14 protein-coding genes and 1 pseudogene are annotated in these 11,567 nt (G+C 63.1%); 7 read left to right on the top strand and 8 right to left on the bottom strand.

Annotated features, from left to right (window positions below; translation table 11 throughout):
• Nucleotides 1-135 precede the first annotated feature (135 nt).
• Complete coding sequence (locus WA702_RS06355) at nucleotides 136-558, bottom strand: PaaI family thioesterase (protein WP_425109683.1); 423 nt, start codon at nucleotides 556-558, stop codon at nucleotides 136-138.
• Nucleotides 559-627: 69 nt separating this feature from the next.
• Between WA702_RS06355 and WA702_RS06350 the strand changes: the two genes are divergently transcribed.
• Together WA702_RS06350 and WA702_RS06345 are read left to right on the top strand one after the other, a co-directional pair.
• On the top strand, nucleotides 628-1,260 hold the full coding sequence (locus WA702_RS06350; RefSeq protein ID WP_425109682.1) for an NUDIX hydrolase: 633 nt from the start codon (nucleotides 628-630) through the stop codon (nucleotides 1,258-1,260).
• A 25-nt stretch (nucleotides 1,261-1,285) separates the two neighbouring features.
• The gene (locus tag WA702_RS06345) at nucleotides 1,286-2,461 is read left to right on the top strand and encodes a hypothetical protein (RefSeq protein WP_425109681.1); all 1,176 of its coding nucleotides are present in this window, start codon (nucleotides 1,286-1,288) and stop codon (nucleotides 2,459-2,461) included.
• Between the two features lie 119 nt (nucleotides 2,462-2,580).
• Here the strand turns inward: WA702_RS06345 and WA702_RS06340 are convergent, their stop codons facing one another.
• Complete coding sequence (locus WA702_RS06340; RefSeq protein ID WP_425109680.1) at nucleotides 2,581-2,886, bottom strand: hypothetical protein; 306 nt, start codon at nucleotides 2,884-2,886, stop codon at nucleotides 2,581-2,583.
• Between the two features lie 198 nt (nucleotides 2,887-3,084).
• Here WA702_RS06340 and WA702_RS06335 point away from each other — a divergent pair, with 198 nt between their 5' ends.
• Nucleotides 3,085-3,564, top strand: a complete 480-nt coding sequence (locus WA702_RS06335; protein ID WP_425109679.1) for a hypothetical protein — start codon at nucleotides 3,085-3,087, stop codon at nucleotides 3,562-3,564.
• A gap of 117 nt (nucleotides 3,565-3,681) precedes the next feature.
• Here the strand turns inward: WA702_RS06335 and WA702_RS06330 are convergent, their stop codons facing one another.
• Nucleotides 3,682-4,764 (bottom strand): lactonase family protein, encoded by a 1,083-nt coding sequence (locus WA702_RS06330; protein ID WP_425109678.1) that lies wholly within the window; start codon nucleotides 4,762-4,764, stop codon nucleotides 3,682-3,684.
• Nucleotides 4,765-5,061: 297 nt separating this feature from the next.
• Here WA702_RS06330 and WA702_RS06325 point away from each other — a divergent pair, with 297 nt between their 5' ends.
• Entirely contained in the window at nucleotides 5,062-5,862 is an 801-nt protein-coding gene (locus tag WA702_RS06325) for an SDR family NAD(P)-dependent oxidoreductase (protein ID WP_425109677.1), read from the top strand.
• Between the two features lie 257 nt (nucleotides 5,863-6,119).
• Here the strand turns inward: WA702_RS06325 and WA702_RS06320 are convergent, their stop codons facing one another.
• Nucleotides 6,120-6,653, bottom strand: coding sequence for a DUF924 family protein (locus tag WA702_RS06320; RefSeq protein WP_425109676.1), 534 nt, complete (start codon nucleotides 6,651-6,653; stop codon nucleotides 6,120-6,122).
• 23 nt (nucleotides 6,654-6,676) lie between these two features.
• Nucleotides 6,677-6,865: pseudogene (locus WA702_RS06315) on the bottom strand (sodium:proton antiporter); the annotation flags it as partial.
• Between the two features lie 202 nt (nucleotides 6,866-7,067).
• On the opposite strand from WA702_RS06315, the gene WA702_RS06310 reads away from it, so the two are divergent.
• Together WA702_RS06310 and WA702_RS06305 are read left to right on the top strand one after the other, a co-directional pair.
• On the top strand, nucleotides 7,068-7,787 hold the full coding sequence (locus WA702_RS06310) for a hypothetical protein (protein ID WP_425109675.1): 720 nt from the start codon (nucleotides 7,068-7,070) through the stop codon (nucleotides 7,785-7,787).
• A 204-nt stretch (nucleotides 7,788-7,991) separates the two neighbouring features.
• On the top strand, nucleotides 7,992-9,902 hold the full coding sequence (locus WA702_RS06305; RefSeq protein WP_425109674.1) for a propionyl-CoA synthetase: 1,911 nt from the start codon (nucleotides 7,992-7,994) through the stop codon (nucleotides 9,900-9,902).
• A gap of 2 nt (nucleotides 9,903-9,904) precedes the next feature.
• Here the strand turns inward: WA702_RS06305 and WA702_RS06300 are convergent, their stop codons facing one another.
• Together WA702_RS06300 and WA702_RS06295 are read right to left on the bottom strand one after the other, a co-directional pair.
• Nucleotides 9,905-10,048, bottom strand: a complete 144-nt coding sequence (locus WA702_RS06300) for a hypothetical protein (RefSeq protein ID WP_425109673.1) — start codon at nucleotides 10,046-10,048, stop codon at nucleotides 9,905-9,907.
• Nucleotides 10,049-10,056: 8 nt separating this feature from the next.
• Nucleotides 10,057-10,728, bottom strand: coding sequence for a hypothetical protein (locus tag WA702_RS06295; protein ID WP_425109672.1), 672 nt, complete (start codon nucleotides 10,726-10,728; stop codon nucleotides 10,057-10,059).
• Nucleotides 10,729-10,955: 227 nt separating this feature from the next.
• On the opposite strand from WA702_RS06295, the gene WA702_RS06290 reads away from it, so the two are divergent.
• Nucleotides 10,956-11,222, top strand: coding sequence for a hypothetical protein (locus WA702_RS06290; protein WP_425109671.1), 267 nt, complete (start codon nucleotides 10,956-10,958; stop codon nucleotides 11,220-11,222).
• A gap of 91 nt (nucleotides 11,223-11,313) precedes the next feature.
• On the opposite strand, the gene WA702_RS06285 is transcribed toward WA702_RS06290, so the two are convergent.
• Nucleotides 11,314-11,567: cell cycle transcriptional regulator TrcR (locus WA702_RS06285; protein ID WP_425109670.1), on the bottom strand; the 254-nt coding region annotated here is incomplete at its 5' end.

The raw sequence follows: 11,567 nt of genomic DNA, 5'->3' as shown, positions 1-11,567 counted from the left end.
GTTTTTAGACAAAAACGTGAACAAGGTTCTTGCTTCGATTCGGTTTCAGACTCGATCTGTTACGAAACTTGTTCTCGTTTCTGTCTATTTCCTGACAGCCCCGTCGCTTCGCTCCTCGCAATGACGGTGGAATATTCACGCGCTCTTCAGGATCTTGAACACGCCGCTGGCCATTGCGATCACGCGGTCTTCGGCCGTGACCTCGGTGGTGATGAAGATCAGGCTCTTGGTGGTGCGGACCACATGCGGCCGCGCGATCAGGGTCTCGCCGATCCTGCCGGCATCGACGAAATGCACGTCGAGCTGGACGGTGGCCAGATGCGGCTTGCCGGAGACGTAGCGGGCGCTCATGCCGCAGGCCCGATCGGCGAACGTCATGATCACGCCGCCTTGAACCAGGCCGCGGCGATTGTGATGCTTGTCCTCGGCATGGAGCGCATATTCGTAAGTGCCGTCGACGTTCCGTTGCCAGAGCGGGCCGACCAGATGCAGGAAGCCGCTGGTATCGACGATTTCCCAGCCGTCGGATTCGAGCTTGGCCAAGGCCGTCTTCGTCATGCGCCCACGCGTCCCATCAATGACATCCGGCCGCTTTCATCACGGCCAGCCGTGAGGTAGTCAAGGGACATGGCCCTGCCATTTGACGATGCCACCCGACGGAATATTGCAGAGCGCTGCGCCGCGTTCGTGCGCCTGCCCGGGAACGACGCGACCTCGGCGCTGAAGCACGCGGCTGTTGCCATCGCGCTTGCCCCCTCCGATCGCGGCGAGGTGGAGACGGCGCTGCTGCTGACCCGTCGTGCCGCCTCTCTGCGCACGCATCGCGCGCAATGGGCGCTGCCGGGCGGGCGCTGCGACGCCGGCGAGACCCCGGTCCAGGCGGCGCTGCGCGAGCTGCATGAGGAGCTCGGTCTGGCACTGGCGCCGGATGCGGTGCTCGGGCTGCTCGACGATTATCCGACCCGCTCCGGCTATCTGATCACGCCGGTGGTGATGTGGGTGGGCGGCGATGCGGTGCCGGTGCCGAACCCGGCCGAAGTTGCATCCGTCCATCGGATCGACCTCGCTGCGATCGCGGCCGATGAGGCCTTCGACTTCACCAACATCCCGGAAAGCACGGGGCGGGTGATCCGCTTCCATGCCCGGGAGGGGCTGATCCACGCGCCGACCGCGGCGCTGATTTATCAGTTCCGCGAGGTGCTGGCCGCGCGCGACACTCGCGTCGATCTGCTGGAACAGCCGGTCTTTGCCTGGAAGTAGCCGCGGTTTCCGCTACAACCGGCCCATGCATCACCCTCCGATTCGCTCCCTTCTCCTGATCACCGCGCTCGGCCTGTCGCTTGCAGGCTCGTCCTTGCGCGCCGCGCCTGCAGCCTCCATGGACGCAATGGCGCAGGCCGTCTCGCCAGAGGCGATCGCCGCCTACCAGCAACGGCTCGCGGAATACAAGGAAGCCCGCGCCGCCTTCGACGCCGCAGCGGGCGCCTATTGGAAGGATATCGCCGACAAGCGCCGCGGCCGCAACGCCAAGCGGCGGGACCACGTGCGGATCGAGCTCGACGACTACGTACTGGAGCAACCGCCGGTTTATACCGGGCCGAAGCGGCCGGTCAGTCCGATACCCGAGCCCGAAGGCGAGCGGCACGAGCCCAAATACGTGCCCGTCGTTGCAGACCTGCTGCAGGCCGCGCGCGATCAGTTTCAATGGACGCCGCAGCAGCCTGCCAACGACATCGACTTCAAGCGCGCCTATGCGCGGTTTGCTGCTGCCAGCGGCCTGACGCGCGAGCAGGCGGTGCGGGTCTATGCCTTCGAGACCGGCGGCAATGGCCGGCACGATTCGCAATCCGGCTTCAAGGGCAATCGCGCGATCTCGACCGCGATCGGCTATAATCAATTGCTCACCACCAACACCGTCGAGCTGCTCGCCGAGCAGGGGCCGCTGTTCATCCGCGTGCTGGGCGAGCGCGTCAACCAGACCTCGGGACCGGCCCGGCAGGCGGTGGAGCACAAGCTCGCCGTGCTGAAGAAGATGGTGGCGATCGCCCGCTCGGTGCCGGACGACTGGTCGGCGCATGAGCAGATCGGCGGCAGCCAGCAGGGCTGGGCGCTGCATGCGATGGTGCTCGACATCGATGTCGGGCCGATGCTGCAGACCTACAAGCTCCTGACCTCGGTACTGTTTGCCCGCGCCAGGGGCGTGACCCGGCCGCTGACCGCCGCCGAGCTCGAGATGATGAACCTGACCGGCGACGGCACGGGATTCGACATGGTGACCATGCCGCTCGAGATGCGCGACCAGGTGCCGACCGCAAACTTCTTCGGGCGCTCGGGCTATGAGCGCAACCCGGTTGCTATCAGGCACAACACGGTGGCGAAGCTGCTCGCGGTTACTGACGCGCGGATGGATCAGCTCGGCAATCTGCCAGGTGCGAAGGAGCTGGCGACGGCGTTCAATTAGGGCGCCTTGTGAGCTGAGAAGCTGTTGCAGCGAGTCAGGTGCACCCTCTCCCGCAAGGGGAGAGGGCACCGTCCATGCGGCGATAACGTCTCTCTTGCGCTGTCCGATCCGCGCGCCGCTCAATCCGCGCCGAACATAAAGCTGCCGTCGCCTTCGAGATAGGGGCCGGTGCGCATGTAGAGCTGGCCGTTCTGGCCGATGAAGAACAGCGTGCCCTTCGGTACCTTCTTGGCGCCCTTGAGCAGCATGTTGGCGTTCTTGGTACCCATCGTATAGGCGAAGGTCTTGCCGTCCTTGCCGTAGCCATAGCCCATGTCGGGCTTGAGCTCCCACGGGGTCGGCGCGGCGGGCGCGGCGCGGACGGCGATGACCGAGCCGCTGACCACGGCCACCGCGGCCAAGATTCTCAAGATTGCGATCGTCATCTCATCCTCCTTGCGCCGAAGCAGCCGACTTGTTCGAACAAATCACGAACATGATTTGGGTGTCAATGCAATCGGACGCTCCGTCGCAGCGGCACGCCCGCATCACTTTGTGATTTTTCGTGCCCGGCCGCACGACTATCCGCCATCCATGCGTTAGAACCAAATCATCGAAGAAAAATTTCCGCGGGGACGATTCGAATGAATCTGGTCACGAAATCGGTCTTGTCTATCGCATTGGCGCTGGTGACGCTGGTTTCCACTGCGCAGGCCGATGAATTCAAGCTCTCCAACAGCCAGCGCATCGCCTGCAGCCGCGGCTTGTCCTCCGGCAAGCTCAACACAGCGACCTGCAAATCCTATACCTACGTGTTCAACGTCAAGACCTCGGAATATTTCCGTTGCCAGGTCTCGCTGTCGCTGACGCGGGATAACAAGGAAGTCATCAACGTGCAGACCGACGGCGGCTGCACCAAGAAGCCGCGCGTGTTTGACACCGATTCCAATTATGCCTTCGACGCCACCGAATCCGCCCCCGCCGACACCACCTCGTTCTTCGGCTCAGGCGGCTATTCGATCTGGGTCGCCGACACCGCCCAGCAGCGAGTGCGTGGCTGCATCACCATCTCCTCCGGGCTCGGCTCCGACATCTCCAAATGCCTGGACATGACATTCCAGTGATGCTCCCTTAGCCCGGATGCGCGCAGCGACATCCGGGTGTCTGGGTGGCCGTCTCCCGGGATCGCTTCGCTACCCGGGCTACTTCCTTGATATCAGCACTGACAGCGACCGCCGTCCTCAATTCCCCATCCGCGCCGATGCCGGATGGCCCGGCACCTTGAAGCGCTTGCCGGTGTCGGTGACCTCAGAGCCATCAACCTTCAGGATCGAGAAATCCTGGTCGAGGAAGTTGCCGGCCAGGATGTACTTGCCGTCGGGCGTGAACATGATGGCCTCGGGCAGGCCACCGACCTCGATGTCCTGCGTCTTGGTCACCTTCTTGCCGTCGATCTTCAGGATCGAGATGCTGCCGTTCTTCTTGTAGAAGAACGCATTCTTCATGTTCGAGCCGCGCAGGATCGCCGACGCGGCGAGATCGCCTATCGGGCTCATCGCGAGGCCTTCCGGCCCGTCGCCGACCACGACGCGGTCGATGATGACAGGCGGATTGGCGGTGAGATCGATCACGCTGGTGGTGTCGACGCTGCCGTCGGACGCACCGGAAGCACCGTTGTCGGATGTCAGCGCCAGCTTGCTATCCGGCGTCACCACCACGTTGTATGGCCACTGTCCGGTCGGCAGGTCGACCTTGCTGTAGGTCACCTTGCCACCCGCAACGTCGAGGATCGAGACCTTGTGCGCCGGGAAACGCACGGCGAGCGCGCGCTTGCCGTCCGGCGTGAATTGGACATGCGCAACACTGTCCGGGAAGCTCACGGTATCGGTCACCTTGACGTCGGTGCCGTCGACCGACAGCACGCTGACCGAATTGTCGCCGCGATTGGCGACCAGCGCCATCTTGCCGTCAGGGCTGAAGCTCAGGCCCGAGGGCTGCTTGCCGCCGGTGATCGTGTTGGCGAGCTTCGGCGGGTTGGCCTTGAGGTCGATTACATAGATCTTGTTGTCCGGCACCTGCTTCAGCGCCTCGCCATCCTTGGCCACATCGACGGAATCCGCCACCAGCGCCACCGTGCCGGTCGGATCGATTGCGACGTTGACGGGAGGCCCGACCACCGAATTCTTCAGCGGCAGCGAGGCCACGACCTTCGGGCTCTCCGGATCGGCGAGATCGACGATCAGCACCTGGTCCTTGCCTGCAGGCGCCAGCACGACCTTGCCGTCGGCGTCCCAGGTGGTCTTTTCATCGAGGCCTACGATCATGAAGGGTTTTGCGCTTGCCGGTGTCAGGCAACTCGTCGCGAGCAGCGCAAGGCTTCCCGCCAAAATGCTTCCTGTAACGAGCAGGCGCGAAAGATGAGGTGCAGGCATAGGCGTTCTCCCAAAAACGCCGGCCTCTGGCGGGCCAGCTTCAGCTAGCCAGCGTAAGCGGGAGGCCGCGTTGTTGCCAGAGCGAAAGGCGTGCGAAAATGGCTGGCGCGCTCACCATTTAGCCCGGGTTGACGCGACCGGTTGCGGCCGTCCAATTTGCCGGGCAGGACAAGAGCAGGGGAGAAAACGATGGATCGTCTCAAGGGCAAGGTCGCCATGGTGGTTGGCGCCGGCTCGATCGGGCCGGGCTGGGGCAATGGCAAGGCGACCGCGGTGACGTTCGCGCGCGAGGGTGCACAGGTGTTCTGCGTCGACCGCAACGCCGCCGCGGCGCAGGAGACGGCTGAGATCATCGTGGGCGAGGGAGGCCAGGCCAAGGCCTTCACCGCTGATGTGTCACGGGCCGGCGAGGTCGAGGCCATGGTCAAGGCCTGCCGCGACGCTTACGGCCGCATCGACGTGCTCGACAACAATGTCGGCATCGCCGAAATGGGCAGCGTCGTCGATGTCGAGGAATCCGAATGGGACCGCGTCTTCGCGGTCAACCTCAAGAGCGCCTATCTCGCCATGAAGCATGTCATCCCGGTGATGGTGGCCCAGGGCGGCGGCTCGATCATCAACATCTCCTCGGTCGCCTCAATCCGCCAGGTCGGCATCTCCTACGTCAGCTACGGCGCCAGCAAGGCGGCGATGAACCAGATGACCCGCGTCACGGCGGTGGAGTTCGCACCCAAGAATGTGCGGGTCAACGCGATCCTGCCCGGATTGATGAAGACGCCGATGGTCGAGCATTCGGCTGGCCTCGCCGCGAGCTATGCCCAGGGCAATGTCGACGAGATGTGGAAGAAGCGCGACGCCCAGGTGCCGATGGGCCACATGGGCGAAGCCTGGGATGTCGCCAATGCCGCGCTGTTCCTCGCCTCCGATGAAGCGCGCTACATCACCGGCATCGAGCTGATTGTCGATGGCGGACTGACGTGTCGGAGTTAGTCTGAATTAATTCAGCCGTCGCCCCGGCGAACGCACGAGGGTACGCACATATCGCGCGGCGTACTCGCTGCAACCTCGCCCCGCTCTTGTCCGCCATAGCTCGAAGAGCGACGGCGGATGCGGCGAGAGGTCGGATTGCATCAAAGATGCAATCCGGGTGGGTACGGGTCTAATAACTAATACCGAGCGAGCGTCTGCGCCTCAACCCAACCCTCTCCCCGTAAGAACGGGGAGAGGAGCTCACCGCCGATGACGCATCATCCGGCGAACCCTCCCTGATCGAGAAACTGCTGCTCCTCTTCTGTTGTGGCACGGCCGAGGATGGCGTTGCGATGGGGAAAGCGGCCGAAGCGCCTGATGATGTCGCGGTGGCGCCCGGCATCGCGTACGGAATCCTGATCAAGCTCGCTGGTCAGTGCCACGGCGCGCTCCTGGGCGGCGAGATCCTCGGAATGAGACAACGGTAAGTAGAAGAAGTTGCGCAACTCAGGGCAAACCTGCTTGTCATGGCCAGCCGCGATGGCATGCTCGGCGACCTCGCATGCGCTCACATCGCTTGCATACATCCGCGCCGTGCCGCGAAATGCGTTGCGGGGAAACTGATCGAGCAGAATCAGCAGCGCCAACGTGCCGTTCGGGCTCGCCAGCCAGCCGTCGAGCTCGCCGCGCATCGCGGCTTCATGGGCGCATAGAAATCCTTCGCGGAAACGACGGTCGAAATCCGCATCCTTGGCGAACCACAGCGAAGGTCCGGCTTGCTGCCAGAATGAGACGACGTCGTCAGGCGTCATCGACCGTTGCCCTGCTTTCTCCGCACCGGCGCGACGAACACGGCCAGGGTCAGGTCCGGATCCAGCCTCCAGATGGGCACCGCCGGCACGAAGGCGAGCAGCACGCCGCCGACGGCGAGCAAAGTGGGGTAGGGCGCCTTGATCCGCCTCGCCAGGGCGGACAGCACGACGGCCGCGTGCAACGGGCCGATGATCCATTCGAATGTCGTCAACGTCCGGTTCCCAAATTATTGTTGGGGCATATGGCCTGTATATTTGCCGCAAAGCGCTGCGTCAGTAGTCTCTTCGCTATCGTTGGGTTGCCGAATTTTGAAAAATCCGATCATCGTGCCTGTTCGCGCATTGGCAATAGCCGCAGCGCTAGCGTGCTGCCGCAGCCTGTTTGGTCTGTTCGCGATCGCGGCACTATGGCTCATGCTCGCCGCCCATGCGCACGCGGTTGGTGCGACGGAGCCGATCAAGGATCCGGTGATCGATCCCGCGGCCTGCGTCGCGGCCGCCGAGGCCAATGACGCCGACAGGATTCTGACCGAATGCGGCGCGCTGATCGACAACGCCAACACCGCGAGAGCCGACCGTATCAACGCGCTGATCGCGCGCGCCTCGGCCTTGATCCGGAAAGGCGAGCCGGATCGCGCCATCGCCGACTACGATGTCGTGCTGCAGCTCGATCCGACCTTGGCCGACATCTTCAACGCGCGTGGTGAGCTCGAGCACAAAAAGGGCGACCGGACCAAGGCGCTGTCGGATTTCGCCGCCGCGCTGAAGCTCAATCCGGCGCATGCCAGCGCACGCGCCAATTACCGCGCGCTCGGCCTGGAGCTGGAGCGGCTGGGCGCGCAGATGGCGGTGGCCGGCAAGCCGAGCTTCAGCTGCGCGCAGGCGCGGCGCCCGGTCGAGAAGGCGATCTGTGCCGACCCGGAGCTTGCCGATCTCGATCGTGAGATTTTTGCCGTCAACACCAAGGTAGTGCGGGAGGCGACCAGCGCCAATCCGCGCAATGGGCAGGCCAAGCGGCGGGAGCAGGAGCAATATCTCGCCCACCGCAATGCCGGCTTCGGCCACCCGGGTTTCGACCTGAAGAAGGAGATGCAAGACCGCCTCCAGCAGCTTCAGGCCGCCGGCGGGACTTGAGTTGCAGCATCATCGAAAGGCGTAGCCTTTTCGGCTTGAATTGCTCGCTCATCGCATGACAATGGCGACAACATAGAGCGGTTGATCTGCGCCGTCATGCCCAGCCTTGTGCCGGCGATCCACGCCTTTCCTGTTGAGGCATCCAAAACCGTGGATGGCCGGGACAAGCCCGGCCATGACGAAAAAATGAGAGCGAGGAACGTCATGAGTGCTTCGAACCAGAGCCGGTATCACGAGGCCTATGCGCGTTCGCTTCGGGACCCCGAGAAATTTTGGGCAGAGGCGGCCGGCGAGATCGACTGGATCGCGCCGGCGACAAAGATCTTCGATCCCACTGTCGGCGCCTATGGCCGCTGGTTCACCGGCGCTGTCGTCAACACCTGCTACAACGCGCTCGATCGTCATGTCGCGAACGGACGCGCCGAGCAGCTCGCGCTGATCCACGATTCGCCGGTCACCAACAGCGTGACCAAGCTGACCTACGCCGACATGCTGCTAGAGGTGCAGACGCTCGCCGCGATCATGCAGGATCTCGGCGTCACCAAGGGCGATCGCGTCATCCTCTATATGCCGATGGTGCCGGAGGCGGTGGTGGCGATGCTGGCCTGCGCGCGGATCGGTGCGGTGCATTCGGTGGTGTTCGGCGGCTTTGCCGCCAAGGAGCTGGCGACGCGGATCGAGGATGCCACGCCGAAGCTGATCCTGTCGGCGAGCTGCGGCGTCGAGCCCGGCCGCATCGTGCAGTACAAGCCGCTGCTCGATGAAGCGATCGGGCTTTCCAGCGCCAAGCCGGATGCCTGCATCATCCTGCAACGGCCGCAGCATGCCTGCGCGCTGGTCGCCGGTCGCGATCATGACTGGGCAGCCTTGCGACAGGCCGCGCGTGCCGCCGGCAAGCGTGCAGCTTGCGTGCCGGTGCTCGCAACCGATCCGCTCTATATCCTCTATACGTCAGGCACGACGGGAAAGCCGAAAGGCGTGGTGCGCGACAATGGCGGCCATCTGGTGGCGCTGAAATGGTCGATGTTCCATCTCTACGGCATCAAGCCCGGCGAGGTCTGGTGGTGCGGCTCGGACATCGGCTGGGTGGTCGGCCACAGCTACATCGTCTACGGGCCGCTGATCCATGGCGCGACTTCGATCATGTATGAGGGTAAGCCGGTGGGCACGCCCGACGCCGGCGCGTTCTGGCGCGTGGTATCAGAGCACAAGGCGGTAGCGCTGTTCACCGCGCCGACCGCGTTTCGCGCGATCAGGAAAGAGGATCCGAACGGCGAGCAGATCCGCAAATATGATCTGTCGCAATTCCGCACGCTGTTCCTGGCCGGCGAGCGCGCCGACCCGCCGACGGTGGAGTGGGCCGAACATCAGTTGAAGGTGCCGGTGGTCGATCATTGGTGGCAGACCGAAACTGGCTGGTGCATCGCCGGCAATCCGGTCGGGCTCGGCCTGCTGCCGATCAAGCACGGCTCGCCGACGGTGCCGATGCCGGGCTATCAGGTCGATGTGGTCGACGAAGCGTGCAAGCCTGTCGCGGCTGATACGATGGGCTCGATCGTGATCAAGCTGCCGATGCCGCCCGGCTGCCTGACGACCTTGTGGCAGCAGGAGGAACGCTTCAGCGAGTCCTATCTCGCGGAGTTTCCCGGCTACTACAAGACCTCGGACGCCGGCTACAAGGACAGCGACGGCTACGTCTTCGTGATGGGCCGTACCGACGACATCATCAATGTCGCCGGCCACAGGCTGTCGACCGGCGGCATGGAGGAGATCCTGGCCTCGCATCCGGATGTCGCCGAATGCGCCGTGCTCGGCATCAAGGATGCGATCAAGGGCGAGGTGCCCTGCGGCTTCCTGGTGCTGAAGGCCGGCGTCACGAAAAGTCCCGACGAGATCGAGAAGGAGGCCGTGGCGCTGGTGCGCGAGCGGCTCGGCCCGGTCGCGGCGTTCAAGCTCGCGATCACGGTCGGGCGATTGCCGAAGACGCGCTCGGGCAAGATCCTGCGCGGCACCATCAAGAAGATCGCCGATGGCGAGGCCTGGTCCATGCCGGCCACGATCGAGGATCCCAAGGTGCTGGACGAGATCGGCACGGCGTTGCAGGGAAGGGTGTAAACCTAGCCCTGCGAGCAGCCGCCTACTTTGGTGGCGGCCTTTGACGAGCATTTTTTCCCGGCGAAGCTTTCGCCGGGGTTCACGAAAGAGACGATCAGAATCGAAAGCAGGATCGTGCTGAGTAGATTGAGCAACCGGGATGTCATCGTTTTCCTCATTCGCTGCAGGTTGCGGCCCAGTTGAAAACTGCAAGAGGGGTCTGCGCCTCGGCTGGCTTGAATGGCTTTGCGAGACTTGGCGTATTGTTGCCGGAACGTAGAACGCCGAAGGCTGTGAAGAGAATGCAGCCGTTTCCCAGCTGGGCCAATTCCTCGTCGGTCAACGTTCGGTCGAGATCGTGCTGATTGGAGATTGAATAGGGGCCGAACATGACTTTGTATTCGCCCTGCTCAGGCGCGGACGCGTCTTTCTTTCGGACTCCGACGTATACAGCGTACTGGTTCTTCAGCGCAGAAGGAATAAAGCCAGCGGTGTCGCTGCGATTTTCTTCAAAGCCGAAGGAAAGGTATTTTGTTTCCGGAGAGAATTCCCAGGCGTTAAAGCGGACACGCAGCATCGATTTGTTGAAGACGGACTGATTGATGGCTGCAATGACGACAGGGCCCTGCGTGAGAAAGAATTCGAGCAGCACGCCAACGACCAGGAATGTAAGCGCGGCTCTTCGGAAGTTTACGACAGCGGCGAGAATATCCGACCTGGGTTGCGCCGGGTTGCCATCCCTGTCCTTCAGTTCTTGTTCGCCCTTGAGCAATTGGAACGAGAGATAAAGAAACGCCAAACTTGCGCCCAGCGCTCCGAGCTTTGCGAGGTCAACGAGGATCGCCATAATCGCAGCAGCCGGTTCAATTGATCAAATATGAAATCATTTTTGCACGTCGAAGACGATTTGCAATCACAAAGTGTAGTTCTGAACGTGCTTACCCGGTGACGGCCGTCGGCAGCGCCGTTCGGAGGTGGTAAGATGAGCCGGGCACCGTGCGCGGAAGGGTGCCATCCCTGACTTACAAACTCCGCATTTTCGGCTAAACAGGGCGCTCCCTGATCGAGACTCCGATGCGCCTGTTCCGTTTGCTCCTCATTGTTCCCTTCGTTGCCCTTTCGCTCGGCGGCTGCCTCACTCGCAATCAGGGGCCGGTCACCGCCCAGGGCAATGACGATGACGATTCCTACTGCCGCGCCAACAACGTGGCGGCGGGCTCAGCGGAATATGTCGCCTGTCGCAAGGACCGCGACGTGATGCGCCAGCGCGCCGAGGCGAAGGCCGACCGCAGGCAGCGCGATCTCGGCGAATACATGATGAACCATCCGGATCACCCGTAGAGCCGCGCCAGCTGCGTTAACTGCAAACAAAAATGGCGCCGGAACTCCGGCGCCATGATCTCTAACGCGAGCAAAGACCGGAGCGGCAGGCTCACCTGTCCTCGTCGTCCTCCGGCTTCTTGCCGCCGATCGTCTTCAGCTTGGCGAACACCGCATCGACATTGAGGTCGTCGGAATCCCGCGCCGCCGGCTCGTATTCGTCCTTGCGGGTGGTCTCGGACGCCGGCAGCAGGGTGGCGCCAGAGTAATTGACGTCGAGCGGCTTTTCCTTGGCGGCGCGCTGCACCTCGAAATCGAGCTCGATCTGCGAGCACAGGCCGAGCGTCACCGGGTCCATCGGGGTCA

Origin of the sequence: Bradyrhizobium sp., assembly GCF_049798375.1 — a bacterium.
GTDB lineage: Bacteria > Pseudomonadota > Alphaproteobacteria > Rhizobiales > Xanthobacteraceae > Bradyrhizobium.
This window is presented reverse-complemented; position numbering and strand designations above follow the sequence as displayed.